This is a genomic window from Burkholderia sp. TSV86 (assembly GCF_001522865.1).
Lineage (GTDB): Bacteria > Pseudomonadota > Gammaproteobacteria > Burkholderiales > Burkholderiaceae > Burkholderia.
Genome location: NZ_LOWB01000021.1, coordinates 1 through 26784 on the forward strand (window position 1 = coordinate 1; position 26784 = coordinate 26784).

The 26784-nt window shown below is 63.4% G+C and carries 27 protein-coding genes; 9 read left to right on the top strand and 18 right to left on the bottom strand.

The features are described 5' to 3' along the window. Nucleotides 1-659 precede the first annotated feature (659 nt). The 3 genes from WS68_RS02090 to WS68_RS02100 all read left to right on the top strand — a co-directional run bounded on the left by WS68_RS02090 (nucleotide 660) and on the right by WS68_RS02100 (nucleotide 3013). Nucleotides 660-1499 carry a response regulator transcription factor gene (locus WS68_RS02090; RefSeq protein ID WP_059569549.1) on the top strand — a complete coding sequence of 280 codons (840 nt, stop codon included), beginning with the start codon at nucleotides 660-662 and terminating at the stop codon, nucleotides 1497-1499. Nucleotides 1500-1574: 75 nt separating this feature from the next. Further along, nucleotides 1575-2249: an energy-coupling factor ABC transporter permease gene (locus tag WS68_RS02095; protein ID WP_059569233.1), complete on the top strand. Its 675-nt coding sequence runs from the start codon at nucleotides 1575-1577 to the stop codon at nucleotides 2247-2249. A 152-nt stretch (nucleotides 2250-2401) separates the two neighbouring features. Continuing rightward, the gene (locus WS68_RS02100; protein ID WP_059569234.1) at nucleotides 2402-3013 is read left to right on the top strand and encodes a BspC domain-containing protein; all 612 of its coding nucleotides are present in this window, start codon (nucleotides 2402-2404) and stop codon (nucleotides 3011-3013) included. 159 nt (nucleotides 3014-3172) lie between these two features. Here the strand turns inward: WS68_RS02100 and WS68_RS02105 are convergent, their stop codons facing one another. Both WS68_RS02105 and yaaA read right to left on the bottom strand, forming a co-directional pair. Continuing rightward, on the bottom strand, nucleotides 3173-4327 hold the full coding sequence (locus WS68_RS02105) for a M14 family metallopeptidase (RefSeq protein ID WP_059569235.1): 1155 nt from the start codon (nucleotides 4325-4327) through the stop codon (nucleotides 3173-3175). 55 nt (nucleotides 4328-4382) lie between these two features. Next, the gene (gene yaaA / locus WS68_RS02110) at nucleotides 4383-5165 is read right to left on the bottom strand and encodes a peroxide stress protein YaaA (protein ID WP_059569236.1); all 783 of its coding nucleotides are present in this window, start codon (nucleotides 5163-5165) and stop codon (nucleotides 4383-4385) included. 62 nt (nucleotides 5166-5227) lie between these two features. Here yaaA and WS68_RS02115 point away from each other — a divergent pair, with 62 nt between their 5' ends. Then, nucleotides 5228-5812, top strand: a complete 585-nt coding sequence (locus WS68_RS02115; RefSeq protein ID WP_059569237.1) for a PIN domain-containing protein — start codon at nucleotides 5228-5230, stop codon at nucleotides 5810-5812. Between the two features lie 37 nt (nucleotides 5813-5849). Further along, nucleotides 5850-7022 carry a pyridoxal phosphate-dependent aminotransferase gene (locus tag WS68_RS02120; protein WP_059569550.1) on the top strand — a complete coding sequence of 391 codons (1173 nt, stop codon included), beginning with the start codon at nucleotides 5850-5852 and terminating at the stop codon, nucleotides 7020-7022. A 114-nt stretch (nucleotides 7023-7136) separates the two neighbouring features. On the opposite strand, the gene WS68_RS02125 is transcribed toward WS68_RS02120, so the two are convergent. Next, on the bottom strand, nucleotides 7137-7793 hold the full coding sequence (locus tag WS68_RS02125) for a glutathione S-transferase family protein (RefSeq protein WP_059569551.1): 657 nt from the start codon (nucleotides 7791-7793) through the stop codon (nucleotides 7137-7139). 215 nt (nucleotides 7794-8008) lie between these two features. Between WS68_RS02125 and WS68_RS02130 the strand changes: the two genes are divergently transcribed. The 4 genes from WS68_RS02130 to WS68_RS02145 all read left to right on the top strand — a co-directional run bounded on the left by WS68_RS02130 (nucleotide 8009) and on the right by WS68_RS02145 (nucleotide 11535). After that, nucleotides 8009-8800: an oxepin-CoA hydrolase, alternative type gene (locus WS68_RS02130; RefSeq protein ID WP_059569238.1), complete on the top strand. Its 792-nt coding sequence runs from the start codon at nucleotides 8009-8011 to the stop codon at nucleotides 8798-8800. A gap of 15 nt (nucleotides 8801-8815) precedes the next feature. Next, on the top strand, nucleotides 8816-9529 hold the full coding sequence (locus tag WS68_RS02135; protein WP_059569239.1) for a histidine phosphatase family protein: 714 nt from the start codon (nucleotides 8816-8818) through the stop codon (nucleotides 9527-9529). A gap of 52 nt (nucleotides 9530-9581) precedes the next feature. Next, nucleotides 9582-10685, top strand: a complete 1104-nt coding sequence (locus tag WS68_RS02140; protein ID WP_059569240.1) for a phosphotransferase — start codon at nucleotides 9582-9584, stop codon at nucleotides 10683-10685. Nucleotides 10686-10839: 154 nt separating this feature from the next. After that, on the top strand, nucleotides 10840-11535 hold the full coding sequence (locus WS68_RS02145) for a glutathione binding-like protein (protein WP_059569552.1): 696 nt from the start codon (nucleotides 10840-10842) through the stop codon (nucleotides 11533-11535). Between the two features lie 75 nt (nucleotides 11536-11610). Here the strand turns inward: WS68_RS02145 and WS68_RS02150 are convergent, their stop codons facing one another. The 15 genes from WS68_RS02150 to nuoG form a co-directional block, all read right to left on the bottom strand. Beyond that, nucleotides 11611-12105, bottom strand: coding sequence for a MaoC family dehydratase (locus WS68_RS02150; RefSeq protein WP_059569241.1), 495 nt, complete (start codon nucleotides 12103-12105; stop codon nucleotides 11611-11613). Next, on the bottom strand, nucleotides 12105-12563 hold the full coding sequence (locus WS68_RS02155) for a MaoC family dehydratase (protein WP_059569242.1): 459 nt from the start codon (nucleotides 12561-12563) through the stop codon (nucleotides 12105-12107). Before WS68_RS02155 ends, WS68_RS02150 begins: the two co-directional genes overlap by 1 nt. Before the next feature lie 37 nt (nucleotides 12564-12600). Beyond that, nucleotides 12601-13734, bottom strand: a complete 1134-nt coding sequence (locus WS68_RS02160) for an acyl-CoA dehydrogenase family protein (RefSeq protein WP_059569243.1) — start codon at nucleotides 13732-13734, stop codon at nucleotides 12601-12603. Nucleotides 13735-13899: 165 nt separating this feature from the next. Next, entirely contained in the window at nucleotides 13900-15096 is a 1197-nt protein-coding gene (locus WS68_RS02165; protein WP_059569244.1) for an acyl-CoA dehydrogenase family protein, read from the bottom strand. Nucleotides 15097-15163: 67 nt separating this feature from the next. Next, the gene (locus WS68_RS02170) at nucleotides 15164-15586 is read right to left on the bottom strand and encodes a DUF1178 family protein (RefSeq protein ID WP_059569245.1); all 423 of its coding nucleotides are present in this window, start codon (nucleotides 15584-15586) and stop codon (nucleotides 15164-15166) included. A 158-nt stretch (nucleotides 15587-15744) separates the two neighbouring features. After that, complete coding sequence (locus WS68_RS02175) at nucleotides 15745-16335, bottom strand: NUDIX domain-containing protein (RefSeq protein ID WP_059569246.1); 591 nt, start codon at nucleotides 16333-16335, stop codon at nucleotides 15745-15747. A 35-nt stretch (nucleotides 16336-16370) separates the two neighbouring features. Further along, nucleotides 16371-16676 carry a DUF2818 family protein gene (locus tag WS68_RS02180; protein WP_059569247.1) on the bottom strand — a complete coding sequence of 102 codons (306 nt, stop codon included), beginning with the start codon at nucleotides 16674-16676 and terminating at the stop codon, nucleotides 16371-16373. Continuing rightward, nucleotides 16676-18133, bottom strand: coding sequence for an NADH-quinone oxidoreductase subunit NuoN (gene nuoN, locus WS68_RS02185; protein WP_059569248.1), 1458 nt, complete (start codon nucleotides 18131-18133; stop codon nucleotides 16676-16678). The genes WS68_RS02180 and nuoN overlap by 1 nt, the downstream gene beginning before the upstream one ends. A 39-nt stretch (nucleotides 18134-18172) precedes the next feature. Next, nucleotides 18173-19663 carry an NADH-quinone oxidoreductase subunit M gene (locus WS68_RS02190; protein ID WP_059569249.1) on the bottom strand — a complete coding sequence of 497 codons (1491 nt, stop codon included), beginning with the start codon at nucleotides 19661-19663 and terminating at the stop codon, nucleotides 18173-18175. Nucleotides 19664-19679: 16 nt separating this feature from the next. Then, nucleotides 19680-21719, bottom strand: coding sequence for an NADH-quinone oxidoreductase subunit L (gene nuoL / locus WS68_RS02195; RefSeq protein ID WP_059569250.1), 2040 nt, complete (start codon nucleotides 21717-21719; stop codon nucleotides 19680-19682). 17 nt (nucleotides 21720-21736) lie between these two features. Then, the gene (gene nuoK, locus WS68_RS02200; protein WP_010102528.1) at nucleotides 21737-22042 is read right to left on the bottom strand and encodes an NADH-quinone oxidoreductase subunit NuoK; all 306 of its coding nucleotides are present in this window, start codon (nucleotides 22040-22042) and stop codon (nucleotides 21737-21739) included. Nucleotides 22043-22059: 17 nt separating this feature from the next. Further along, on the bottom strand, nucleotides 22060-22716 hold the full coding sequence (locus WS68_RS02205; protein ID WP_059569251.1) for an NADH-quinone oxidoreductase subunit J: 657 nt from the start codon (nucleotides 22714-22716) through the stop codon (nucleotides 22060-22062). 121 nt (nucleotides 22717-22837) lie between these two features. Then, entirely contained in the window at nucleotides 22838-23326 is a 489-nt protein-coding gene (nuoI, locus tag WS68_RS02210) for an NADH-quinone oxidoreductase subunit NuoI (RefSeq protein ID WP_009892165.1), read from the bottom strand. 15 nt (nucleotides 23327-23341) lie between these two features. Next, complete coding sequence (nuoH, locus tag WS68_RS02215; protein ID WP_059569252.1) at nucleotides 23342-24406, bottom strand: NADH-quinone oxidoreductase subunit NuoH; 1065 nt, start codon at nucleotides 24404-24406, stop codon at nucleotides 23342-23344. After that, on the bottom strand, nucleotides 24407-26734 hold the full coding sequence (nuoG, locus tag WS68_RS02220; protein ID WP_059569253.1) for an NADH-quinone oxidoreductase subunit NuoG: 2328 nt from the start codon (nucleotides 26732-26734) through the stop codon (nucleotides 24407-24409). Nucleotides 26735-26784 lie beyond the last annotated feature (50 nt).

Below are 26784 nucleotides of genomic sequence, written 5' to 3' on the forward strand. Positions count from 1 at the left end.
CATCCGTCAACAACTTTTTATCGCCGTCGCGCACTCGGGACTCACTTCCTACCTCAACCCGCCGATCACTTCCCGCTCATCTCGATCGGCCGGCCAAGCTTCCTTCCCTCCTTCACGCCTCGTTTCCGTTTCCGTGAAAGAGGCGTGATTCTAGTCAGCCCGCGCCCTTCGCGCAACCCCATATCGAAAAAAAGTTTGCATGCCTTCAATCGCATCCTGGTCGAGATAAAAATCCGATATTGGTTTTTTTGTTCTTCCCGCCAGTTTTTGTCGATCCCATCCGGGCATCACTGCAAATTGCATTCGGCGTAAAGATACAGGCACAGCATGCGCCAGTTGTAGCGCGACTACATAGGACGCGCGCCCACAAAAACGCCACCCCGCATTCGAAGATCAGGCGTGAATATAACGCGCCGCTCAAAGCTCCAATAAAGGCGACGTCGGCAAGCGAGCACATCAACACGGCTGCCGTACCCGCTGGGCGGCTTATTCAGAACCGCCCAGTCCGCCCCAAGCCATCCTCTCTTTTCCACCTCGCCCGTTTGTCTGAATTTTTCCTACACCTTTCAGCTAGGCCGACACTTCGTAAGTATTTTGTCATCATGGTGCAGGCGACACTCACCGTTTTCTCGATCAATCGGACAATCGGAGGCATACACATGAGGTTTCTGGTGCTCAATTCGGACGCGGAACGGCGCGACGGCTTGAAAACCCTGCTGCGGCAAATCGACCGGCACGCCGGCTATAACGATGCAAAAGATTGGCGACAGGCACAGCGGCTGATCAAGCAACAAAGTTTCGACCTGATCGCAATCGATTGGCGGGACATCGAGCGGCTCGGCGATCTGCATGCGCTTTGCAAAGCGTGCTCGCCGACGCCAGTCGCCGCGCTGACGGACGACGCGTCGCCTGAGCAGGCTCAAGCGCTTTTTGATGCCGGCGTGCTTGGCGTCATCCCGCGCTCGACGCGCCCGCACCTGATCATGCGCGCATTGGAGATCGTGCTGCTCGGCAGCTACTACGTGCCGCCGAGCGCATTCAATCTCGCAGAGCCATCCACACGCGTAAGCGACAGCCGCGCCGATTCGCTGGCCGGTCAACTTCCGGCCAGGAAGCGTTCACCGTGCAATTTGCTGTCGCCGCGCCAAGCGCAGATCATGCGATTTGTTCACATGGGCAGCACCAACAAGATGATTGCGCGCACGCTCGGCATCAGCGAAGGCACGGTCAAGATTCATTTGGCCAGCATCTTCCAGCAATTGGGCGCGAACAATCGCGCGTCGGCCGTCGCCATTTACAACGGCTGGCTACCGCCGCACCTCGAAGTGTTGCTGGCCGCGAACGAAGGCTCGCCAAGGCCGGTGCATGGCGCGCCCGGCCCCGTACCGCTGCGCGCCGTGAAAACGCGACACAAATACCCGCTCTCCGCCGAAAACGAATCAACCAGCGAACCTCTCATCGCGGCCGAACCGCCTGCTCCGTACAAAACGGATGAATAGCCCGTAAACCCGGCGCTTCCCGGCGGTTGCGCGAATCCATTCCCATCTTTTGTATTCAACGAGTAATATAAAAACATGGGTTTTCTCTATACGCCGCTTCCGTTCTGGGTTGCCGTGGGTGGCTGGATCGCCGCCGTGGGATTGCTCGTCCTCGCGTCATGGAGACGCCCGTTCGGCCGCCTGCAGGATCCGACTCTGCAGCACGTATGGCTTGCGCTCATCACGTCGATCACCGTGCTTTGGGCATCCAACGCATGGCTCGACGATGGCCTCGTCATGCATCTGCTCGGCGCCACGTTGCTCGTCACGCTGTTCGATTGGGCTCTATCTCTCATCGCCATGGCCGTCGTCATCGGTATCGCGGCGTTCGCATTCGACGCGACCTGGCAAGGCGTCGGACTCACCTATTTGATCTACGGCGCGCTACCTGTCGCGGCATCGGCACTGCTGCAGCGCACGGTACTCACGCGGCTGCCGCATAACCTGACCGCCCTCATCGCCGGTCAGGGCATCGTATCGCCCGCGGTCGCGTCGGGCGTGGTGTCGATCGCGGCAGCAGGCGTGCAGATCGCGCTCGCCAACGGCGCGTTCGTCGTCATACCGTCCGGCTATGTGCTCAGCGCGCTGCTGCTCACACTCGGCGAGGCGTGGTTCACCGGCGTCGCGACCGCATTGATCGCCGTCTACCGCCCCGCCTGGGTCACGACCTCCGACGTGCGCCGCTACCGTCTCGGCGGCCCCCGCCTGTAGCGCGCCGCCGCGAGTTGCACATCTGCGCGCGGGGCCAAAGATATCTGCCGAGCGCGCTACTGCGGCACTCAAAAATTACGCTAAGATGGAACCCTGCTCTTCATCGGGCATCTGACATGCCTGGTGTCTCGATCTCCGTTATCTCTACCCAGATGGACAGCTTCCCCGCCCCGCAACGCCTCCTTGGCGCGCTCGGCACGTTGACGGCCTGCATTGCCGGCCTGACGCTCGCCTTCGCCGCGCCCGCATTCGCCGATCTCCTTGACCAACGCGCGGAGCTCGTCAACAAATACATCAACGACATGCACGCCGATCCGCTCGTCGCGGATTGCGCGGCACACGGCAACTTCATTGCAAGCACGTCGAACAGTTTCGATCATGTCGAATTCCCGCCGAGCGCATTCGAAAGCGACAGCGCAACAATCGTCCCTTGGAACGATTCGTTCGACGAAGGCAAGCAACGCGTGAAAGTCGACAACGTCGTAACGGTCGAGGGGCTCGGCATGCGTAACGACGGCGGCGAGCCCGCGCATCTGAAATTCCGCTGCGGGTACGTCGGCACGCAGATGCTCGCGTTCAGCTGGAACGATCCATCGCCGCCAGTGAAACCGCGCGCCGCGCGGCCGGCAGCATCGAAGGCGAAGTTTCACAAGCACGCAGGCAAAGGCAAGGGAAAGGGTAAAGCAAAGGCATCGGGCAAAAGCGGCAAACGATCGTCGACGGTGAAGGCCGTGAAGAAACATTCGGCCCGCAAGGCACGATGATCGGCTGCCGCGGCCTGACCGGCCGATAAAACCGAATGAGACGCGCCGGTCGCCATTCACGAAAAAAAGCCGGAGCGCGGCAAGCTCACTCCGGCTTTTTCATGCGTCGGCGCATGGCATTCTTCCGCCGACGCGTGTCGATCGCGTCCGGGCAAGCGCTCAGGCGAACGTGCGCACGTGCTCGAGAATCGCAGTCAACATCGCCGCACCGAGCGCCGCACTACGCGCACCGCTCCAGCCGGCATGCCCGTCGGGCAGGTTCGCGTTGTCCTTGAACGGCATCTCGAGCGTCAACGACAGACAGCCGAACCGATTGCCGATGTACTTCGACGCGAGCTTGAGCGCCTCCTCGTTGTACTTGCTGGCCGCATAGCCATGCTCGTCCTGGAAGTCGGGGCTCGCGCGCTTGAATGCGTCGATGAATGCGCGCTGCTCGACGCGCTGACGTTCGGTGAAGCCCGGCAACATCTCCGAGCCGGCCACAAACACGTATGGCAGCGCCTCGTCGCCGTGGATGTCAAAAAAGAGATCGCAACCTGCGGCTTCGATCGCATCGCGCACGACGAGCACCTCGGGGCTGCGCTCGGCATCGGGCGCCATCCATTCGCGATTCAGGTTCGCGCCCACCGCATTCGTGCGCAGATTGCCGCGCACGCTGCCGTCGGGATTCATGTTCGGCACGATATAGAACGTCGCGTGATCGTAAAGCTTGCGGGCCACTGGATCGCCCGACCAGTCGCCCCAGCCGACGAGCCGCTTGACCAGCCCCTCGACGAACCACTCCGCCATCGATTCGCCCGGATGCTGGCGCGCGATGATCCAGACTTTCTTTTTCGCGACGCCATCCTCTTGCGGCGTGCCGAGCACGATAAGCGACAACGGCCGCCCGTCATGCGTGCGGCCCAGCTCGACGACGTTCGCCTGCGGCATCTGCTGAACGGCCCCCAGAAACTCCGAATGGCGTTCCTCGCTGTACGGCTCGAAATACGCGTAATAGATGCTGTCGAATTCGGGCGTGTGGTCGATCGTCAGAGTTTGGCCGTCATACGCCGTCGGCACGCGGAACCAGTTGACCCGGTCGTAGCTCGCGACCGCGCGATAGTCGCGCCAGCCGTCGGGGTATGCGCAGTCGTTCGCATTCTCGAACGTCATCACGCAGCGTTCGCCGCGCGCGCCCGCGACGCGGAAATAAAACCATTGCGCGAACTCGGAATGATTGTCGCCGCGCACGCGCAGCCGGATCGCGTCCGCCCGCTCGCACGACAGGACGTCGATCGCGCCCGCATCGAAATTGCTCGTGATCGAGAGAGTCATTGCTGCGTCTCCTGGTGACGGCGGCCGCGCACGGCCGCCCGGATTTCATACGGTTTCACGCGCCGGCTCGGCGGCGGAATACATAAGTGTCGTCGTTCGACGCGGCTTCGTCGAACGCATAGCCCTCCGACGAAAAGCGCGTCAGCGCGTCGGGCGACGCGAGCCGCCCTTCGACGACATAGCGCGCCATCAATCCGCGCGCGCGTTTCGCGTAGAAGCTGATGATCTTGTAGCGGCCGTCTTTCCAGTCTTCGAACACCGGCGTGACGACGCGCGCGCCGAGCAGCTTCGGCTTTACCGCCTTGAAATATTCGGCCGATGCGCAATTGACCAGCACGCGCGATGCGGCGTCGCGCTTGTCGAGTTCGGCGTTCAGCGCGCGCGTGATCCGCTCGCCCCAGAATGCGTACAGATCCTTGCCGCGCGCGTTGGCAAAGCGCGTGCCCATTTCGAGCCGGTACGGCTGCAACAGATCGAGCGGCCGCAGCAACCCGTACAGCCCGGACAGCACGCGCACATGCCGTTGCGCGTAATCGAGATCGGCCGCCGACAGCGAACGGGCGTCGAAACCTTCGTAGACATCGCCGTTGAACGCAAGCAGCGCCTGTTTGGCGTTCGCCGGCGTCGACGCGCGCGACCAGTCCGCGTAGCGTTGGAAATTGAGCCGCGCGAGCGGGTCGGAAATATTCATCAGCGTCGAGATCTGCTGCGGCGACAGCCGGCGCAGGGCGCCGATCAGTTCGGCCGCGTCGTCGATAAACTGCGGCAGCGTGTGGTCGGCGACGTGCGGCGGCGTTTCGTAATCGAGCGATTTCGCGGGAGACAGAACGATTATCATAGAGGTTTGCTGGCATGCCGTGCGATGCCGGGCAATCAAACGAAAACCCTCAATTGTAACGAATGCCTAGCCCCGACGCTTTATGCGACGGCCGCCGCGTGGTGCTCGATTCGAACGTGTGGATCGATATCCTCGTGTTCGACGACCCCGCCGCCCGTCCGATCCGCGCGGCCCTCGAAACCGGCGCCGTCACCGCGCTCATCGACGCCCGCTGCCTCGGCGAGCTCGAGCGCGTGCTCGATTACCCTCAGTTCAAAGCGCGCGCGGTCGACAAGGCCGCCGCGCTCGCGACGGTCGCGCGCTTGACGCAGCATGTCGCGGGGCCACGCGACGGCGGCGGCTCGTGCGCAGCGGCAACCGCCGGCACCGCAGCGAGCGGCCCGAATTCGGCCGCATCGGCCGCCGATACGCAGCAGCCTCCGCCGCCGGACGACGCGCCGCCGCGGCCGCTGCCCAAATGCAAGGATCGCGACGACCAGAAATTCCTCGAACTCGCTTACGCGGCGCGCGCTGGCTGGCTCGTGTCGAAAGATCGCGCGCTGCTGAAACTCGCGCGCCGCACCGAACGCGATTTCGGTTTCCGGATCGCGCCGCCCGAATCGTTCGCCGCGCGAGCGCTTTCGGCCGGCGCGCCGGAGCCGGCGTAAGCGCCCTTTCCGCCCGGTCTTGCACGCACGAGCCATGATGAACGCATCGCACGATATGCCCAACACACCTGCCTTCCCGTCCCGCCTACCCCATGTCGGCACGACGATCTTCACTGTAATGAGCGCACTCGCCGCGGAAAAAGGCGCGGTGAATCTCGGCCAGGGCTTTCCGGATTTCGACTGCGATCCGGCGATCGTCGATGCGGTTGCGCGCGCGATGCGCGGCGCCCATAACCAGTATCCGCCGATGGCGGGCGTCGCGCCGCTGCGCGAAGCGATCGCGGACAAGACCGAACAGCTCTACGGCCGCCGCTACGACGCGGCAACCGAAATCACGGTAACGGCCGGCGCAACGCAGGCACTCCTCACGGCGATCCTGTGCGCGGTGCATCCGGGCGACGAAGTGATCGTGATCGAGCCGACCTACGACAGCTATCTGCCGTCGATCGCGCTCGCCGGCGGCACGCCGGTCTTCGTCACGCTCGAGGCGCCCGATTACACGATTCCGTTCGACAAACTCGCCGCGGCGATCACGCCCAAAACGCGCGCGATCATCATCAACACGCCGCACAATCCGACCGGCACGATTTGGCGTGAAGCCGACATGCGCGCGCTCGAGGACATCGTGCGCGGCACCGACATCCTGATCGTGTCGGACGAAGTCTACGAGCACATGGTCTATGACGGCGCACGGCACGAGAGCGTCATTCGCTATCCGGAGCTTGCGGCGCGCAGCTTCGTCGTGTCGAGCTTCGGCAAAACCTTTCACGTGACGGGCTGGAAGGTCGGCTACGTGGCCGCGCCCGCCGCGCTGACGGCGGAGTTCCGCAAGGTGCATCAGTTCAACGTGTTCACGGTCAACACGCCGATGCAATACGGTCTGGCCGATTATCTGCGCCACCCCGCCCCTTATCTGACCTTACCCGCGTTCTATCAAAACAAGCGCGACTTCTTCCGCGCCGGACTCGCGAACACCCGTTTCAAGCTGCTGCCGTGCGCGGGCACGTACTTCCAATGCGTCGATTATTCGGCGATCAGCGATCTGCCCGAGGCCCAGTTCGCAAAATGGCTGACGGCGGAGATCGGCGTTGCCGCGATTCCTGTATCCGCGTTCTATCATGAGCCGCATGAATCGGGCGTCGTGCGTTTCTGCTTCGCGAAGCGGGAAGAAACGCTCGCCCTCGCGCTCGAGCGGCTAGGTCGTTTATAGCCGTCAAGCGGCGCATCCGGCGGGCGGGTTTGATCCGGCGGCGCGCCGCGTGCAAGCGCGCCGATCCCGCGCGCGGCGCTCGTGCCGCCCATGCCCCATTCGGCACTCAAGCAATCAAGCCGGCTTCGCGAGGCCCGCGACATAAGCCTTGCGATCCGCACTCACGCGCCGCGCGGCCGGATGCTGCGCCTCGATGCACTTGACATACGCTTTCCAATCGATTCCCGCTTCGATGACCAGATCGCGGCCATAGATCGGTTTGGTCGCAAGCGCGACGATCGGCAAATGGATGAACGCGGCAATATCGGCAACGCTGAACGTGTCGCCCAGCAAGTACGGCGAGAACGACGCGAGCCGCTTGAAGCCGTCAAGCGCATGCGGCAGGCGCTTTTCGACACGCGCCTTCGTGCCGTCGCTGATCTTGACGCCGAAAAACGCCTCCGGGAACAGATCGCGGGCACACCATTCGATATATAGCTCAAGCACGATCGTGATCTCGCGCGCCTTCGCCGCCGCATACGCATCGGCCGGGTAAATCCGCTTTTCCGGATAGCGCATCGCCAAATAATCGACGATCGCCTGCGACTCGCTGATTGGGCCGTGTTCCGTCTGCAGATACGGTACCTTGCCAAGCGGCGTGTCGGCCCGCTTCGCGGCGCCGTCGATCGGCGTCGTGACGAGCATCTCGTCGAACGGAATACCGTATTCGAGCAGCGCGAACTTGGCCTTGTTGTAATAGTTGGACAACGGAAAACCACAGAGCCTGAGCATCGATGACTCCTTGTTCATGGGAAAACCGCGCGCGATATGCTTCGCGCGTCGGGATCGGCCACCGCCGAAAAAGCACGTCCGTGTTATTCTAAAACGCTCGAATCGGACCGCGTCATCGCAACCGCTTCGAACCGCCACCATAAGCGCCGGCTAAACCGGCCGGCGCGTGAGTCGCGCGCCAGCCGGATGCCCGCCGCATCCCAGGAGACTGCCGCATGAGCGCAGAACTGCTCGCATCGCGCCCGACCGAAAGCGAATCGACGCTCGTCCTCACCCTTTCCAATCCCGGCGCGCGCAACGCGCTGCATCCGGACATGTACGCCGCCGGCCTCGAAGCGCTCAATACGGCCGAACGCGATCCGACGATCCGCGCGGTGGTCCTGACAGGCGCGGACCGCTTCTTTTGCGCAGGCGGTAATCTGAACCGGCTGCTCGACAATCGCGCGAAAGACCCGTCCGTGCAGGCAGCGAGCATCGATCTGCTCGGCGAATGGATCACCGCGCTCACCACCGTGACGAAACCGGTGATCGCCGCGGTCGAAGGCGCAGCGGCGGGCGCGGGCTTCTCGCTCGCGCTCGCGTGCGATCTGCTCGTTGCTGCCGACGATGCAAAGTTCGTGATGTCATATGCACGCGTCGGCCTGACGCCCGACGGTGGCGGTTCGTGGTTTCTCGCTCGTGCGCTGCCGCGCGCGCTCGCCGCCGAACTGATGTTCGAAGGCAAGCCGGCCGCCGCCGCCCGGCTGCACGCGCTCGGCGTCGTAAACCGCCTGAGCCGGCCGGGCGCCGCGCGCGACGAAGCGATCGCATGGGCCGACGAATTGGGCAGGATGTCGCCGAACGCGCTCGCGCGGATCAAATCGCTGATCGCCGACGCGCACGCGCAGCCGCTGGACGCGCATCTGATCGCCGAGCGGAATCATTTCGTCGAATCGCTGCGTCACGCAGATGCGCTCGAAGGCATCACCGCATTCCTCGACAAGCGCCCCCCCGTCTACAAACGCTAAAGCGAGCATCCTGACATGCCTTTTCAATTACCCAAGCGTCGCCGTATTTACCTGATGCGTCACGGCGACGTCACCTATTTCGACGAACGCGGCCGGCCATTCGATTCGGACAGCGTGCCGCTCAACGCACGCGGCCAGGCGCAGGCATCCGCCGCGGGGCGCGTGTTCGCCGAGCAGCGCGTGCAATTCGACCGCGTGATCGCGAGCGGCCTGCCGCGCACGATGGAAACCGCGCGGCGCGTGCTCGCCGAAACCGGTCAGTCGATCGACATCGGCATCGAGCCTGCGTGGCGCGAAATCCGCGGCGGCCACCTCGCCGACATTGCCCCCGACGAGCAGGAAGCCGCGTTCCTCAGCGCACTCGACGGGATCGTCGCGGAGCACACCCGATTTCTCGGTGGAGAGACGATCGGTGAGTTGATCGACCGCGCGCTGCCACCGCTCGCCGCGCTGCGGGCGGACCCGTCGTGGAGCACCGCGCTGCTCGTGCTGCACGGCGGCGTGAATTGCGCGCTGCTGTCGCATGCCATCGTGCCCGGACACCGCTTCTTCCTCGGCACGTTGTCGCAGGACACCGGCTGCATCAATGCGCTGGACGTCGGCGAGCGCAAGCATGATTGGGTCGTGCGGCTCGTCAACTATTCGCCGCCCGACGCACTGCACCGCGACAGCCGCAACACGACGATGGAAGTGCTTTATCACCAATTCGTACACGGCACGCGCGCGTAAGCGCATCGGTTCGCCCTCATATTCACACCCGGATTTCGCCACGGAGACAACGATGGCTTCGAACGAACAAACTTCTGCTCAAAACGTTTATGCCGCCTTCGAAGGCACCCGCCCGGTCGACGGCGCGCAGCGCTTCGACGTGAATGCGCTGAGCGCGTGGCTCGCCGAGCATATCGACGGCTTCGCCGGGCCGCTTTCCATCGAGCAATTCAAGGGCGGTCAGTCGAATCCGACGTTCAAGCTCGTCACACCGCAACGCAGCTACGTGCTGCGCGCGAAGCCCGCGCCGGCGGCAAAGCTCTTGCCGTCCGCACACGCGATCGAACGCGAATACCGCGTGATGGCCGCACTCGCCGCGACCGGCGTGCCCGTTGCACCGATGCTCGCGCTCTGCGACGACGAAAGCGTGATTGGCCGCGCGTTCTATGTGATGGCGTTTGTCGAAGGCCGCGTGCTGTGGGACCCGTCGCTGCCGAATCTGACGCCCGCCGAGCGCGCCCGCCATTACGACGAGATGAACCGGGTCATCGCCGCGCTGCACTCGATCGATCCGCATGCGATCGGCCTCGCTGATTACGGCAAGGCCGGCAACTATTTCGAGCGGCAGATCGCGCGCTGGAGCAAGCAATATCTCGCGTCGGAAACCGAGCCGATCGATGCGATGCGCAAGCTGATCGACTGGCTGCCGCAGCATCTGCCGCCCGAAACCGGGCATGGCGCGCGCGTGTCGATCGTGCACGGCGACTACCGGCTCGACAATCTGATCTTCGAGCCGCGCGAGCCGCGCGTGCTTGCGGTGCTCGACTGGGAACTGTCGACGCTCGGCGATCCGCTCGCCGATTTCGCGTATCACTGCATCGCGTGGCACGTTGAGCCGGGGCATTTCCGTGGAATCGCGGGGCTCGATCTGCCGTCGCTCGGCATTCCGGACGAAGCGCACTACGTCGCCCGCTACTGTGAGCGCACCGGCCTGAAGGTTCCGGACAACTGGAATTTCTATCTCGCGTACAACCTGTTCCGGATCGCGGCGATCCTGCAAGGCGTGATGAAACGCGCGGTAGACGGCACCGCATCGAGCGCGCAGGCGCTCGATGCGGGCCGGCGCGCACGGCCGCTCGCCGAGATCGCATGGCGCTACGCGCAACAGGCGCATTGACGGCACGGCGGCAAGGCGCGCCAGCGGCGCGCGGGCGCGTTGCCGAACGCGTGCGCGCCGTCTGCGGCGCGCGTCGATCTATGCTCTAATTTCCTCGTCCGTGCCGCGGCGCTCCGCCAAGCCGCGACGACCGAACCGCAAACGAGGAGCGACGATGATCGACGTTTATAGCTGGGCCACGCCGAACGGTCACAAAATCCACATCATGCTTGAGGAAACCGGGCTTGAATATCGCGCGCACCCGATCGATATCGGCGCGGGCGACCAGTTCAAGCCGGCGTTCCTGAACATCAGCCCGAACAATAAAATCCCCGCGATCGTCGATCATGACGGCCCCGGCGGCAAGCCGGTCTCGCTGTTCGAATCGGGCGCGATCCTGATCTACCTCGCCGAGAAGACCGGCAAGTTCCTGCCGTCCGAGCCCGTCGCGCGCTATGCAACGCTGCAATGGCTCATGTTTCAGATGGGCGGCATCGGCCCGATGCTCGGCCAAGCCCACCATTTCCGCCTCTACGCGCCCGAGCGGATCGACTACGCGGTCAACCGTTATACGAATGAAGCGAAGCGCCTGTATGGCGTGATGGACAAGCAGCTCGGCCAGTCCGCGTACCTCGCGGGCGACGGCTACACGATCGCCGACATCGCCGCCTACCCATGGACGCGTTCATGGCAAAACCAGGGCATCGCGCTCGAGGATTTTCCGAACGTGAAGCGCTGGCAGGACGCAATCGCCGCTCGCGGCGCGGTGCAGCGCGGCGTCGAAGTGCTGACGTCCGAACGCAAGCCGCTGCAGGACGACGCCCGCGCACGCGAAATATTGTTTGGCGCGACGCAATACACGCGCCGCTGAGCACGCTGCCGGCGCTCTCCAGCGCCGTTCCGGCCGGCGAGATGCGAGCCGCCGCTGCAGCGCAGCCTTCGGCGATCAGAAGAAGTGCAGCGTGACGAATTCCATCGCGCATGCCAGCTCCTGTTTCTCCGGATGCTCGATTTCGACCGATATCGACCATGTCACGCGCACGCTGCCCTGCGTGCCGTCGGTCGTATCCTTCACCCCGAAGCGCGCCCGCACGCGCGAGCCGACCGGCACCGGCCGCACGAAGCGCACGCGATTGAGTCCGTAGTTCACGCTCATGCGCTCGGCGAAACGGATCGTGCGGGACATCAGCGCCGGAATCAGCGACAGCGTCAAGAAACCATGCGCGACCGGGCCGCCGAACGGCGACTCGCGCCGCGCACGCTCAGGATCGATGTGAATCCATTGGCGATCGTCGGTCGCCTCGGCAAAGCCATCGACGCGCGGCTGGTCAACAACACACCAATCACTGACGAACGGCGCCGCGCCGACGAGATCGCGCAGCGCCTGCGCCGACGCAATCGTCGGCAGCGCCGCTTGCTCTTCTTGCGTCACATCGGCCATCATGCTTGCCCCTTCGGTTCGCGCAACCCGAACAGCACCTTCGAGCGCACCGTGATCACCGTCTCGCCGCGCTCGTTGACGCCTTCCCATTCGGTCGACACGATCCCGCGATCCGGGCGGCTCGCCGACACCCGCTTATCCAATATCTTGTTGTACATCGTGATCGTGTCGCCGACGCGCACCGGCTTTAGCCAGCGGATTTCGTCGATGCCGGGCGAGCCCATGCTCGTCGAGCCTTGCAGCACGTTGCGCACGAGCATTCCCATGAACACCGAGCAGGTGTGCCAGCCGCTCGCGACCAATCCGCCGAACATCGACGCCTTTGCCGCCGCCTCGTCGAGATGAAAAGGCTGCGGATCGTAGGCCTGCGCGAACGTCACGATCTCGTCGGCGGTAAACGTGTGCTTGCCGACTTCGGTCGCGCTGCCCACTATCAGATCTTCATAGCTGATGCCCATCAAACGTCTCCGTCAAAGTGAGTGATCCGCGCCGCGCTCAAGCAGCGTGCGGCGCCGTAAAATCCGGCAGCGAAGCAAAGCGTGCAACGTGATGATCGACGTCGCCGAGGGTCGTTTCGATGATTGACAGCCGCTTGAACCAATGCGCGGCCGCGACTTCATCAGTGACGCCCATGCCGCCGTGCAACTGCACGGCCTGCTGGCCGATGAAACGCGCCGCCTGCCCGAGCCGCGCCTTTGCCGCCGACACCGCGCGGCGGCGCTCGTTCGCGTCGCGGCTCGCATAGCGCACGGCGGCCAGGTAGGTGAGCGAGCGAGCCTGCTCGGCATGGATCAGCATGTCGACCATCCGATGCTGGAGCGCTTGAAAGCGCGCAATCGGTCCACCAAATTGTTCTCGCGTCTTCGTGTAATCGAGCGTCGCGTGATTGAGCGCATCGAGCGCGCCGAGCGCCTCGGCGCATAGCAGCACAGTGCCGTAATCGGCAATCTGCTCCCATGCGGCCTCGCTGGGCGTGCCGCCCGCGAGCGCACGGGCCGGCGCGCTCGACAAACGGATCGTCGCCGCGCGCTGGCCGTCGATCGTCCGGTAATCGGTCACGTCGACGCCCGCCGCGCCGCGCTCGATCGCGAACAGGCCGAGCGCGCCGTCAGGCAGCCGCGCTGGCACGATCAGCACGTCCGCTTGCGCGCCGTGCGTCACCACGGATTTCACGCCGCTCAACGCGAACGCATCGCCGTGCGGCCGCGCGCTCGTTTCGATCGCGAACAGGTCGTAGCGCGCACGCGGTTCGTGAAATGCGACCGCGAGCTTCGCGTCGCCTTGCGCAACCCGTTCGAGCAGCGCGGCGTCCGCCGCGCCACCCGAGCCCGCGATGCGCAACGCCTCGATGCCGACCGCCGTCGCCCAATACGGCTCGACGACGAGCGCGCGCCCCAATTCCCGCATCGCGACCAGCATATAAACGGCATCGCCGCCGAAGCCGCCGTGCGCTTGCGGCACCGGCAGCGCGGTCAAGCCGAGTTCGGCGAGCGCACGCCACTGGCCGGCGGATACGCCGGCCTCCGAGTGAATGATCGCGCGCCGTGCGTCGAAATCGTAGCGCTCGGTAAGATAACGGCGCAGTGCGTCGCCGAATTGCTGCTGCTCTTCGCTGAAAGTGAAATTCATCACTTGTCTCCTATGTCGGCCGGCATCAGCGCCTCTAGCACCTGGTCCCGCCGCATGCAACGCAGCCGACCGGATATTGGTCCGGCGCTGGCGCGTTCGCACCCGGTCTGGCCCGACGATGCAACGCCGCAGGCGTTCAGCGCCGGCGCCGCCCTCATCCCATGCTCACAATCCAAGCATCATCTGCGCGATGATGTTTTTCTGGATCTCGTTCGAGCCGCCGTAAATCGACGTCTTGCGATAGTTGAAGTAATACGCGGCGAGCGGCGCCGCGGCAGCGTCGTCGACGACGCTGCGCTCGCGCTCTCCGTCAAGAAACGGCACGTCGAACGGCGCGGCAAGCGGGCCGATCGCATCGACCATCAACTCGGTCAGCCCCTGCTGGATCTCGGTGCCCTTGATCTTCAGCATCGACGCCTCCTGCCCCGGCCCGCGCCCGCTCGCTTCGCTGCTGACCACACGCAGCACCGTCACCTCGAGCGCCATCAGTTCGATTTCGAGCGCGGCAATTCTTGCGGCAAACACCGGATCGTCGATCAACGGCCGGCCGTTCTTGCGCTCGCGTGACGCGAGCTGCTTCAGGAATGCGAGTTCGCGTTTGGACGCGCCGACGCGCGCGATCCCGGTGCGCTCGTGCCCGAGCAGATACTTCGCGTAGGTCCAGCCGCGATTCTCGTCGCCGACGAGATTATCGAGTGGCACCTTCACGTCCTCGAAAAACACTTCATTGACCTCGTGATCCTCGTCGAGCGTGATGATCGGCCGCACGGTGATGCCAGGCGTCTTCATGTCGATCAGCAGAAACGAGATCCCTTCCTGTTTCTTCGCGGCGGGATCGGTGCGCACGAGGCAGAACATCATATCCGCGTACTGGCCGAGCGTTGTCCAGGTTTTCTGGCCGTTGACGATGTAGTGATCGCCGTGACGCTCGGCGCGCGTGCGCAGCGACGCGAGATCCGAGCCCGAGCCGGGCTCCGAATAGCCCTGGCACCACCAATCGGTGCCGTCGAGGATGCGCGGCAGATAATGACGCTTCTGCGCTTCGCTGCCGTACTTCATCAGCACCGGCGCGACCATCGACACGCCGAACGGCAGCACGGGCGGCGCGCCGATCCGCGCGCACTCCTCTTCCCAGATATGACGCTCGATCGCATTCCAGCCCGGGCCGCCATATTCGACCGGCCACGCAGGCGCGGACCAGCCGCGCGCGCCGAGCAGCCGGTGCCAATTCGCGTAGTCTTCGCGATTCAAACGCTTGTGATCAAGAACTTTCGCTCGCAGCTCGCGAGGCAGATTCGCCTCGAGCCATGCGCGGATGTCGGCGCGGAACGCGTCGTCGGCGGGGGAATAATCGAAATCCATGCCGGTGTCTCCTCCAGGGCCTGGACCGCACCAGCGGCCGCCGAGGCCGCCCGGCAATCATGAACGATTACTGGAGAGGTTCCTTCAGCGCGGCCGGAACCGGCAGCGGCAGCACATCGATGCCTTCTTCAACCAAGGCTTGCGCGTCCTCAGGCGTCGTCACGCCACGAATGCTGCGCGCGGGCGCTTCGTTGTAATGAATACGCCGCGCTTCCTCGGCGAAGCGCTCGCCCACGTTCTCGGTCTTCGCCAGCACCTCCCGTAGCGCGCGCATCACCTGCGCCTGCAGCACGCGCGGATCAACCGGCTGCTCGCGCGTCGCGCCTGACAAATTCAGGCGAGGCGCGGACGGCATGCGGCTGACCTCAGTCGCCCCGCAAACCGGACATTCGACCAGCTTGCGAGACAACTGCGCGTCGAACTCGTCGGCTGACGCAAACCAGCCTTCGAATCGATGGCCATGGGGGCACTGTAAGTCGAGAACCTTCATGCTGAATCAGGGCGTGGTGCCAGTGTAGCGCAAAAAGAAATTTTGTGAACGATCGTGCTAAATTAGTTTGGTGAATGAGCGGCTCTCGCTATCACCACACTCACACCGATTGTATCGTGGTCCAAAATCTCCCGCTTGGCCCGCCCGCGAGCACGGGCTTACGGCCGCACGACCTCGCCGAGCGGCCACGCGCCCGACAGCGCCTTTTCGAGCCACATCGTCCCGATGATCGTCTTCACGTCGCTGATCCGTCCGGTGCGCACCCATTCGAGCAGATCCGGCAGCGTCGCCGTGAATGTCTCGAGGAATTCGCCGTCGTCGAGCTTGCGCTCGCCCGGCGTGAGGCCGCGCGCGAGATAAATGTCGATGAATTCGGTCGAATACGAAATGATCGGGTGGATACGCGTCAGAAACACGTATTCGCGCGCGGTGTAACCGGTTTCCTCGCGCAGTTCGCGGATCGCGCAGGCGAGCGCACCCTCGTTCGGATCGAGCTTGCCGGCCGGAAATTCGGTCATCACCTTGCCGATCGGATAACGATATTGGTTCTCCATCAGCACCCGGCCGTCGTCGAAGACCGGAATGACCATCACCGCACCGGGATGGGTCACGTATTCGCGCGTCGCATGCTTGCCGTCGGGCAGACGCACCGTATCGCGCTTCACTTTCAGGAACGTACCGTCGTAGGCGGCTTGGCTCTCGATACAGGTTTCGAAGAGCGTGGCGTCGTGATTCGGCAAATCGGCCATCGGCGGCTCCGGTTGGGGACGCGACGGCCAGTCCGTCAGCGCCGCTTGACTAGATATTGGAACGTGAAGCCGGGAAACGCGAACACGACAAAAAGACTGAACGTAATCGCATAGAACTGCCAGCCCTGTTCGAAACGGTTGCCGGCGCGCGATTCGAGCCAGAAGCCCAGCGCGCCGACCACGAAATACAGCACGATCAATTCGCCGATCCGGAGCCACGCGCTCTTTTTCGCCGCTGCCCCGCCATTGAGCGGCACGACGGCGAACAGGCGTTGATTCAGGAACGGCAGGTTGGCGCCCGCGAGCGCCAACAACACGATGAACCAGCCCGCAGCCGACATTACAACGGCAGCGTATGGCTGATTGCCTGCAGGCAGATCGTCATCAGCGGGCCCGGCAGAATGCCGAGCAGCACGACGGCGACGCCGTTCAGCACGAGCACCGTGCGCTTGCATGCGTCACCTGCGATCGGCGTCGTGTCTTGCGGTGCATCGAAATACATCAGCTTGACGATGCGCAGATAGTAGAACGCACCAATCAGCGACGTGATGACGGCCAGCACCGCGAGCCACGTGAGGCCGGCGTTGACCGTCGCCTCGAGCACCGCAAGCTTCGCGTAGAAACCAACCGTCGGCGGAATGCCCGCGAGCGAGAACATCATCGCCATCATCACGAACGCGAACACCGGGCTGCGCTTGTTGAGCCCCTTGAAGTCGTCGAGTGTTTCCGCCTCGAAATCTCGGCGCGCGAGCAGCATCACGACACCGAACGCGCCCATCGTCGTCACGAGATAGATGATCGAATAAAACATCGCCGAGCTGTACGCGCTCGCAGCCGATGACGGATTGCCGCCGATGACGCCCGCGAGCAGCCCGAGCAGCACGAAGCCCATGTTCGAAATCGCGGAGTACGCGAGCATGCGCTTGACGTTGCGCTGGACAATACCGGTCACGTTGCCCACGATCAGCGACAGCGCCGCCAGGATCACGAGCATCTGCTGCCAGTCGGCCGCGAGCGGCAACAGCCCCATCACGAGAAAGCGCAGCCCCCACGCGAATGCCGCCACCTTCGGGCCGCCGCCGACGAACAGCGTCATCGCGGTCGGCGCGCCCTGATAGACGTCCGGCACCCACATGTGGAACGGCACGGCGCCCAGCTTGAACGCGACGCCGGCGACGACGAAAATCACGCCGAACAGCAGCACCGCATCGTTGATGTGGCCCGACGCAACCGCCTTCAGCACTTCGTTCAATTCGAGCGAACCCGTCGCGCCGTACAGCATCGAAATCCCATACAGCACGAAGCCCGAAGCCAGCGCGCCGAGCACGTAGTACTTCATCGCCGCCTCGCTCGACTGCGCGGCATCGCGGCGCAGCGCGATCGTCGCGTACAGCGACAACGACATCAGTTCGAGGCCGAGGTACAGCGTCAGGAAGTTGTTGCCCGAGATCATCACGATCTGACCGAGCAGCGAGAACATTCCGAGCAGGAACACGTCGCCGCGGAACAGGTCGCGATCCTCAAGGTACTTACGCGAATAGACGAGCGACACGGCAAAGCCGAACGACACGACCGCCTTCATCACGCTCGCGAACGAATCGACGACGACCATCCGCGAGAAAAAATAGTACTGTTGCGGATCGAGCGCTTGCAGCGCGAACCAAACGCCCGCCGCGATCGACGAGACGACCGCGATCAGATACGTGACGCGTCGGCCGGCCGCGCCGGAAATGGTGTCGTTCAGCCAGGCGACGACGATGGCGGCCATCACCAGCGCATCAGGCAACAGAACATTCATAGGTGCGTTTTGCATGATCTTGATTTCCTCCGCTCGCGCTTACTGGGCCAGCGGCAGTTTCGACTGCGCGACATGGGAGAGGAGGTTTTCCACGGAAACGTGCATCACGTCGGTGAACGGCTTCGGATAGAGGCCCATCAGCAACGTGAACGCGGCAAGCACGGCGAGCATCGAGAATTCGCGGCGGCCGATGTCCGAGAGCTTCGCGACCTTGTCGCTCTTTACCGCGCCGAAGTACACGCGCTTGTACATCCAAAGCGTGTAGGCCGCGCCGAGAATCAGCGTGAACGCCGCCCCGAACGCAATCCAGAAATTGAACTGGACCGCCGCAAGAATCACCATGAATTCGCCGACGAAACCGGACGTGCCGGGCAAGCCGCAGTTGGCCATCGAGAACAACATCGCGAACGCGGCGAACTTCGGCATCACGTTGACGACGCCGCCGTAATCTGCGATCTGACGCGAATGCAAGCGGTCGTACAGCACCCCGATGCAAAGGAACATCGCCCCCGATACGAAGCCGTGCGAGATCATCTGAACGATCGCGCCTTCCACACCCAACTGATTGAAGATGAAAAAGCCGAGCGTGACGAAACCCATGTGCGCGATCGACGAATACGCGACGAGCTTCTTCATGTCCGCCTGCACCATCGCGACGAGGCCGATGTAGATCACCGCGACGAGCGACAGCGTGATCACGACCGGCGCGAAGAAGTGGCTCGCATCCGGCGTGATCGGCAGCGAGAAGCGCAGGAAACCGTATGCGCCGAGCTTCAGCATGATCGCGGCCAGCACGACCGAACCGCCTGTGGGCGCTTCGACGTGCGCGTCCGGCAACCACGTATGAACCGGCCACATCGGCACCTTCACCGCGAAGGCGAGGAAGAATGCGATGAACAGCAGAACCTGCGGCGTCATCTCGAGTTTCGCGTTCTGCCAGGTCGCGAGATCGAACGAATGCGTATGCGTATACAGATAGATCAGCGCGACCAGCATCAGCAGCGAGCCGGCAAGTGTGTACAGGAAGAACTTGAACGCCGCATACACGCGGTTCGGACCGCCCCACACGCCGATGATGATGTACATCGGGATCAGCGTGGCCTCGAAGAACACATAGAACAGCAGGCCGTCGGCCGCCGAGAACACGCCGATCATGATCCCCGACAGGATCAGGAACGCAGCGAGATACTGCGAGACATTCTCGGTGATGACTTCCCACGCGGCGATCACGACGATCACGGTGATCAGCGCGGTCAGCACGACAAACCACATCGAGATGCCGTCTACGCCAAGGTGATACGAGATGTTGAAGCGTTCGATCCACGTCGACTGCTCGACGAACTGCAACGCCGCGGTGCTCGAATCGAAGCCCGTGACGAGCGGAACCGTCACGGCCAGGCCGAGCAGCGAGCCGATCAGCGCGACCCCGCGCGCGACGCCCGGATTTTTATCGGAGCCGACCGCGAGCACGATGAGGCCGAAGACGATCGGCAGCCAGATCGCGGTACTGAGAATCGGAAAAGAGTGCATTAGTATCGTCTCCGCCTTATTTGCCGCCGAGCGTTACAAACAGGGTCAGGAGCCCCAGCATGCCGATGATCATGGCGAACGCGTAGTGATAGATGTAACCGGATTGCAGGAAGCGGATCACGCCGGCGAACCAGCCGATGAAGCGCGCGCTGCCGTTGACGAGGCCATCGATCACCACGACGTCGCCCTCCTTCCACAGCCCGCGGCCGATCGCGACCGCGCCCTTCGCGAACACGACCTCGTTGATCTTGTCCATGTAGTACTTGTTGTCAAGTAGCGTGTAGATCGGGCCGAACGCGCGACGGATCGACGCCGGCAGATCCGGACGCTTCAGATACAGGAACCATGCGACGACAACGCCAGCGAGCGCCAGATAAACCGGCAGCCCCGACACCGAATGCAGCCCCATCGCCGCCCAGCCGTGGAACTCCTCGGCCATCTCGGCAAGCGCCGGGTGATTCTGGCCGATGAAGATCACCTTGTCGAACGCGACGCCGTGCTGGAAGAAATCGCCGAACAGCATCGGGCCGATTGCCACCGCGCCGATCACAATCGACGGAATCGCGAGCAGCACGAGCGGCACCCAGACGACCCACGGCGTTTCGTGCGGCACATGCACGTGACCGTGGCCGTGATCGTCATGACCATGCGCGGCCGCCTGCGCCATCGGCGAATCCGGGTGCTTCGGCTTACGGAAGCGCTCTTCGCCGTGGAACACGAGGAAGTACATCCGGAACGAGTACAGCGCGGTGACGAACACGCTCGCGACGACCGCGAAGTACGCGAAGCCCGAACCCGGCAGGTGCGACAGCTTCACCGCGTCGATGATCGAGTCCTTCGAATAAAAGCCGGAGAAGAACGGCGTGCCGATCAGCGCAAGCGAGCCGATCAGCGACGTGATCCACGTGATCGGCATGTACTTGCGCAGGCCGCCCATGTTGCGCATGTCCTGATCGTGATGCATGCCGATGATCACCGATCCCGCGCCGAGGAACAGCAGCGCCTTGAAGAACGCGTGCGTCATCAGGTGGAACACGGCGACCGGGTACGCGGATACGCCGAGCGCAACCGTCATGTAGCCAAGCTGCGACAGCGTCGAATATGCGACGACGCGCTTGATGTCGTTCTGAACAATGCCGAGAAATCCCATGAACAGCGCCGTGATCGCGCCGATCACCGTGATGAACGACAGCGCCGCGTCGGACAGCTCGAACAGCGGCGACATCCGCGTGACCATGAAGATGCCGGCCGTCACCATCGTTGCCGCGTGAATCAGTGCGGAGATCGGCGTCGGGCCCTCCATCGAGTCAGGCAGCCACACGTGCAGCGGGAACTGCGCGGACTTACCCATCGCGCCGACGAAAAGGCAAATGCATGCGACCGTCAGCAAACCCCATTGCGTGCCCGGAAAGTGCAGCGTCGCGAGTTCCGCGCGCTTCGCGAACACTTCGCCGTAGTTCATCGAGCCCGCATACGCGAGGATGAGGCCGATGCCGAGCAGGAAGCCGAAATCGCCGACGCGGTTCACGAGGAACGCCTTCATGTTCGCGTAGATCGCGCTTTCACGCGTGAAGTAGAAGCCGATCAGCAGGTACGACACGAGACCCACCGCTTCCCAGCCGAAGAAAAGCTGCAGGAAGTTGTTGCTCATCACGAGCATCAGCATCGAGAACGTAAACAACGAGATGTACGAGAAGAAGCGCTGATAGCCGTCCTCTTCCGACATGTAGCCGATCGTGTAGATGTGCACCATCAGCGACACGAAGGTCACGACCACCATCATCATCGCGGTCAGCGTGTCGACGAGGAAACCGACCTCGAGCTTCAGCGAGCCGACGTTCATCCATTCGTAGACGGTCGCGTTGAAACTCGCGCCATCCAGCACCTGGAAGAACACCATCGCGGAAAGCACGAGCGAGATCGCGACGCCGAGAATCGTGACCCGGTGCGCGTTGCTGCGTCCGATCGCGTTCCCGAACAACCCCGCGATCAGCGAACCGGCGAGCGGCGCGAGCGGAATCGCCAACAGCAGGTTTTCATTGAGTGTCGTTGACATAACAGCCTTGCCTGAAATTAACCTTTGAGCTGATCGAGATCCTCGACATTGATCGTGTCGAGCTTGCGGAACAGCGTCACGAGAATCGCGAGGCCGATCGCGGCTTCCGCCGCCGCGACCGTCAGCACGAAGAACACGAAGATCTGGCCGTGCACGTCGCCCAGGTAGTGCGAGAACGCGACGAAATTGGTATTCACCGCGAGCAGCATCAGTTCGATCGCCATCAGGATCACGATAATGTTGCGGCGGTTCAGGAAGATTCCGACGATGCTGATCGCGAACAGGATCGCGCCGAGCACGAGGTAATGCGCCAAGGTCAACATAGTTTCTTTTCCTCCGCTTAGCCGTTGCCGCCGGCGGCGCCTGCTGCGCGCTCGGCCGTTTCCGGCTGCGGCTTGTCCGCTGCCATCTTCACGAGGCGCACGCGGTCCTGGCGGCGCACCTTCACCTGGTCGGACACACGCTGGCGCTTGCTGTCCTTGCCCTTCTGCGCAGTCAGCCCGACCGCCGCGATGATCGCGACGAGCAGCACCAGGCCCGCGATTTCGAACGCGAAGATGTAATCGGTATAGATCACCTTGCCGATCAACTTCGTATTCGACATGCCGGCCGCTGCGCCCGCGGCGATGTCGCGCACGGGCGACGACGTCGCACCATAGCCGCGCCAAAGAATCAGCGCCGTCTCGACGACGATGATCGCGCCCACCGCGGTCGCCATCGGCACGAAGCGCCGGAAGTCGCGGCGCAGCACGTCGATGTTGATGTCGAGCATCATCACGACGAACAGGAACAGCACCATCACCGCGCCCACGTAGACGAGCACCAGCAGGATCGCGAGGAATTCGGCCTCGAGCAGCATCCAGATCGCGGCTGCGTTGAAGAACGCGAGCACGAGGAAAAGCGCAGACGCCACCGGGTTGCGCGAAGTGATCACCTTCAGCCCCGATACCACGAGGAGCAGCGAGAAGATGTAGAAGAGTACGGTCGTGAAGTCCATGATTACCGGTTCATCATTAGGCCATTGTCAGGCGCGGTTGGCTGTCACCGCCGGGCGAGCCGCGGCGTCGCCGCGGTTTGGCCGACCCGCTCGCCGGGGCGGCCGTCGGTTCCCCGAAGGATCACCGATACCGCGCATCGGCGGCCTTCGCAGCCGCGATCTCCTTCTCGTAGCGATCGCCGACCGCGAGCAGCATTTCCTTCGTGAAATACAGATCGCCGCGCTTTTCGCCGTGGTACTCGAGAATCTGCGTTTCGACGATCGAATCGACCGGGCAGCTTTCTTCGCAGAAACCGCAGAAGATGCACTTCGTCAGATCGATGTCATAGCGCGTCGTGCGGCGCGTATTATCCGCGCGCGTTTCCGATTCGATCGTAATCGCCATTGCCGGGCACACCGCTTCGCACAACTTGCATGCGATGCAGCGCTCCTCGCCGTTCTCATAGCGGCGCAGCGCATGCAGACCGCGAAAGCGCGGCGAGATCGGCGTTTTCTCCTCGGGGAACTGCACGGTGAACTTGCGCTTGAACGTGTACCGCCCCGTCAGCGCGAGCCCCTTCAGCAGCTCGGTCAGAAAGAAGGTTTTAAAGAACTGTTGGATTGCCGTCATGATTTCGTCCGCCCCTTATTTCCAGATATTCAGCGGCGACATCATCCAGAAACCGACCACGACCACCCAAATCACGCATACCGGCAGGAATACCTTCCAGCCGAGGCGCATGATCTGGTCGTAGCGGAAACGCGGGAACGTCGCACGGGCCCAAATGAACACCGACAGCAGCGCGAAAACCTTCAGCACCAGCCAGAAGATGCCCGGAATGAACGACAGGAATTCGAACGGCGCGTCCCAGCCGCCGAGGAACATCGTCGCCGCCAGCGCCGAGATCACGATCATGTTGATGTACTCGGCCAGGAAAAACAGCGCGAAGGCCATCCCCGAGTAATCGATCATGTGGCCCGCGACGATTTCCGACTCCCCTTCCACCACGTCGAACGGATGGCGGTTCGTTTCCGCGATGCCCGAAATGAAGTAGACGACGAACACCGGCAGCAGCGGCAGCCAGTTCCACGACAGGAAATTGATACCGTGGTTCGCGAAGAAGCCTTGCTGCTGCGAGTTGACGATCTCCGACAGGTTCAGGCTGCCGGCCGTCATTAGTACGAGCACGAGCGCGAAGCCCATCGAGATCTCATACGACACCATCTGCGCGGCCGCGCGCATCGCACCGAGAAACGCGTACTTCGAGTTCGACGCCCAGCCGGCGAGAATCACCGCGTAGACGCCGACCGACGAGATCGCCATCGCGTACAAGAGGCCCGCATTCACGTTTGCGAGCACGGCGCCCGCTTGGAACGGGATCACGGCCCACACCGCGAACGCCGGCACGACCGTCATCACCGGCGCGATCAGATACAGCCAGCGGCTTGCCGCCGTCGGGTGGATCACTTCTTTGAGCAGCAGCTTCAGCACGTCGGCGATCGGCTGCAACAGGCCCGCGGGGCCGACACGGTTCGGACCGAGACGCACGTGCATCCAGCCGATCAGCTTACGCTCCCACAGAATCAGATATGCGACGGACAACAGGATCACGACGGCGACAACGAGAATGCGCACCAGCGCCCATACCGTCGGCCACGCCGCACCGAGAAGCTCGGCCCCGCCCGAGTTGATCGTATCGAACAAGCTCATTTACGCCTTCTCCACCACCAGTTCACCGGACAGGCTGCCGAGCGCCGCGCCGGCAGGCGTTGCCGCCGACACGCGAACGACATTTGCCGCAAGATTCTCGTCGCGCACGGCCGGCAATTGCACCGCACGATCACCTTGGCGCACGCGCACCGCGTCGCCGTCCTTCAAGCCGAGCTGGTCGAACAATGCGGCGGGCAAGCCGGCGTGGGACGCGACTTTCGCGGCGGCCGTCAGATGCAGCGCGCCAGCGCGACGCACGAGCGCGTCGGCGTGATAAATCGGCACGTCGGCAAGGCGTTCGAGCGCGCCGTTCGCCTTCGCCGCCGCACGCTCGACTGCGAGCTTCGTCCGGTTCGACAAACGCGGCACGATCTCGCCATCGCCAAGTGCGGCAATGCGCACCTCGTCGGACGTCTCGTATTCGAAATTCGGCAGGCCGAGCAAGTTGCCGAGCACACGCAGCACCTTCCACGCCGGACGCGTGTCGCCGAGCGGGCGCACGACGCCGTTGAACGACTGCACGCGGCCTTCCGCGTTGACGTAAGTGCCCGCCGTCTCGGTAAACGGCGCGATCGGCAACAGCACGTCCGCATAATCGAGACCGTATTTGAACGGCGACAGCACGACGACCGTTTCCGCCTGTTGAAGCGCGGCGAGCGCTTGCGCGGGACCGGCCGTATCGAATTCGGGTTCGACGTTGAGCAGCACATAGCCCTTGCGCGGCTGTGCAAACACGTCGCGTGCGTTCAAGCCGCCTTCACCCGGCAACGCGCCGACGAGATGCGCGCCGACCGTGTTCGCGGCTTCGGTCAGAAAACCGAGCGTCGCCCCGGTATTGTCGGCGATCCATTGCGCGAGCGCGTGGATCTGCGCGAACTGCGGATGCTGAACCGCGCCGTTGCCGAGCAGTACGACTCGGCGCTCGCCGCTTGCGAGCGATTGCGCGACGGCCTGCGCGGCGGCGGATGCTTCAACGCCCGCGAGCGCCTGCGGCAGCGCGACGCCGCGCGCTTGCGCGACCGCTGCCGCGATGCCCGTGAGTTCGTCGAGCCATGCCGACGGCGCGGCGACGATGCGCTTCGCGCTCGGAATCAGCGAATCGTCGCCGGTCGCATGCAGGAAGTGCAACTGCGCGCCGCCCTTCGCGGCCTGACGCAGACGCGCGGCGAGCAGCGGATGATCGCGGCGCAGCAGCGAACCGATCACGAGCGCGCCGCTGACGCCGGACAGCGCCGCGATCGGCATGCCGAGCCACGGTGCGCCTTCGGTCGCGGAAGAAAAATCGGACTGGCGCAAACGGATATCGATGTTCGGCGTCTTCAGGCCATGCGCGAGCGACTTCAGCAGGAACAATTCCTCGACCGTGCTGTGCGCGCTCGCCAGCGTCGCGAGCGCCGACGCGCCGTGGTCGGCCACGACGCCCTTCAACCCGCGCGCGACGTATTCGAGCGCGCTCTGCCAATCGACTTCACGCCATTGACCGCCTTGCTTGATCATCGGCTTGGTCAAGCGCTCGTCGCTATTGAGGCCTTCATACGAGAAGCGGTCCTTGTCCGAGATCCAGCACTCGTTGACGGCCTCGTTCTCGAACGGCAACACACGCATCACGCGATTGTTCTTCACCTGGACGACCAGATTCGCGCCGACCGAATCATGCGGGCTCACCGATTTGCGGCGCGACAGCTCCCACGTGCGGGCGCTGTAGCGGAACGGCTTGCTCGTCAGTGCGCCAACCGGGCACAGATCGATCATGTTGCCCGACAGCTCGGAGTCGACCGTCTTGCCGACGAACGTCGTGATTTCCGAATGCTCGCCGCGGCCCAGCATGCCAAGCTCCATCACGCCGGCGATTTCCTGGCCGAAGCGCACGCAACGCGTGCAGTGGATGCAGCGCGACATCTCTTCCATCGAGATCAGCGGGCCCACGTTCTTGTGGAACACGACGCGCTTCTCTTCGCTGTAGCGCGACGACGACTTGCCGTAGCCAACCGCGAGATCCTGCAACTGGCATTCGCCGCCTTGATCGCAGATCGGGCAATCGAGCGGATGGTTGATCAATAGGAATTCCATCACCGACTGCTGCGCCTTCGTGGCCTTTTCAGAGTTGGTGTGGACGATCATGCCGGCCGATACCGGCGTCGCGCACGCGGGCACGGCCTTCGGCATCTTCTCGACTTCGACGAGGCACATCCGGCAATTCGCCGCGACCGACAGCTTCTTGTGATAGCAGAAGTGAGGAATATACGTATCCGCCTTGTGCGCAGCCTGGATCACCATGCTGCCTTCAGGCACCTCGACCTTCTTGCCGTCTATTTCAAGTTCAACCATGATGGTGAATGGTCCTTAACCTATTACCGCTCGCCCGCTAACGCTCGTCC

Coding starts and splice junctions, on each gene's coding strand:
- WS68_RS02175 (WP_059569246.1), bottom strand. CDS start 16,335: ATGGCCGATTTGCCGAATCACGACGCCACGCTCTTCGAAACCTGTATC.
- WS68_RS02100 (WP_059569234.1), top strand. CDS start 2,402: ATGGACAGCTTCCCCGCCCCGCAACGCCTCCTTGGCGCGCTCGGCACG.
- WS68_RS02120 (WP_059569550.1), top strand. CDS start 5,850: ATGAACGCATCGCACGATATGCCCAACACACCTGCCTTCCCGTCCCGC.
- yaaA (WP_059569236.1), bottom strand. CDS start 5,165: ATGATAATCGTTCTGTCTCCCGCGAAATCGCTCGATTACGAAACGCCG.
- nuoK (WP_010102528.1), bottom strand. CDS start 22,042: ATGTTGACCTTGGCGCATTACCTCGTGCTCGGCGCGATCCTGTTCGCG.
- WS68_RS02160 (WP_059569243.1), bottom strand. CDS start 13,734: ATGAATTTCACTTTCAGCGAAGAGCAGCAGCAATTCGGCGACGCACTG.
- nuoN (WP_059569248.1), bottom strand. CDS start 18,133: ATGAATGTTCTGTTGCCTGATGCGCTGGTGATGGCCGCCATCGTCGTC.
- nuoL (WP_059569250.1), bottom strand. CDS start 21,719: ATGTCAACGACACTCAATGAAAACCTGCTGTTGGCGATTCCGCTCGCG.
- WS68_RS02105 (WP_059569235.1), bottom strand. CDS start 4,327: ATGACTCTCTCGATCACGAGCAATTTCGATGCGGGCGCGATCGACGTC.
- nuoI (WP_009892165.1), bottom strand. CDS start 23,326: ATGACGGCAATCCAACAGTTCTTTAAAACCTTCTTTCTGACCGAGCTG.
- nuoG (WP_059569253.1), bottom strand. CDS start 26,734: ATGGTTGAACTTGAAATAGACGGCAAGAAGGTCGAGGTGCCTGAAGGC.
- WS68_RS02090 (WP_059569549.1), top strand. CDS start 660: ATGAGGTTTCTGGTGCTCAATTCGGACGCGGAACGGCGCGACGGCTTG.
- WS68_RS02170 (WP_059569245.1), bottom strand. CDS start 15,586: ATGAAGGTTCTCGACTTACAGTGCCCCCATGGCCATCGATTCGAAGGC.
- WS68_RS02135 (WP_059569239.1), top strand. CDS start 8,816: ATGCCTTTTCAATTACCCAAGCGTCGCCGTATTTACCTGATGCGTCAC.
- WS68_RS02150 (WP_059569241.1), bottom strand. CDS start 12,105: ATGGCCGATGTGACGCAAGAAGAGCAAGCGGCGCTGCCGACGATTGCG.
- WS68_RS02140 (WP_059569240.1), top strand. CDS start 9,582: ATGGCTTCGAACGAACAAACTTCTGCTCAAAACGTTTATGCCGCCTTC.
- WS68_RS02180 (WP_059569247.1), bottom strand. CDS start 16,676: ATGTCGGCTGCGGGCTGGTTCATCGTGTTGTTGGCGCTCGCGGGCGCC.
- WS68_RS02115 (WP_059569237.1), top strand. CDS start 5,228: ATGCCTAGCCCCGACGCTTTATGCGACGGCCGCCGCGTGGTGCTCGAT.
- nuoH (WP_059569252.1), bottom strand. CDS start 24,406: ATGAGCTTGTTCGATACGATCAACTCGGGCGGGGCCGAGCTTCTCGGT.
- WS68_RS02205 (WP_059569251.1), bottom strand. CDS start 22,716: ATGGACTTCACGACCGTACTCTTCTACATCTTCTCGCTGCTCCTCGTG.
- WS68_RS02125 (WP_059569551.1), bottom strand. CDS start 7,793: ATGCTCAGGCTCTGTGGTTTTCCGTTGTCCAACTATTACAACAAGGCC.
- WS68_RS02130 (WP_059569238.1), top strand. CDS start 8,009: ATGAGCGCAGAACTGCTCGCATCGCGCCCGACCGAAAGCGAATCGACG.
- WS68_RS02095 (WP_059569233.1), top strand. CDS start 1,575: ATGGGTTTTCTCTATACGCCGCTTCCGTTCTGGGTTGCCGTGGGTGGC.
- WS68_RS02165 (WP_059569244.1), bottom strand. CDS start 15,096: ATGGATTTCGATTATTCCCCCGCCGACGACGCGTTCCGCGCCGACATC.
- WS68_RS02155 (WP_059569242.1), bottom strand. CDS start 12,563: ATGGGCATCAGCTATGAAGATCTGATAGTGGGCAGCGCGACCGAAGTC.
- WS68_RS02190 (WP_059569249.1), bottom strand. CDS start 19,663: ATGCACTCTTTTCCGATTCTCAGTACCGCGATCTGGCTGCCGATCGTC.
- WS68_RS02145 (WP_059569552.1), top strand. CDS start 10,840: ATGATCGACGTTTATAGCTGGGCCACGCCGAACGGTCACAAAATCCAC.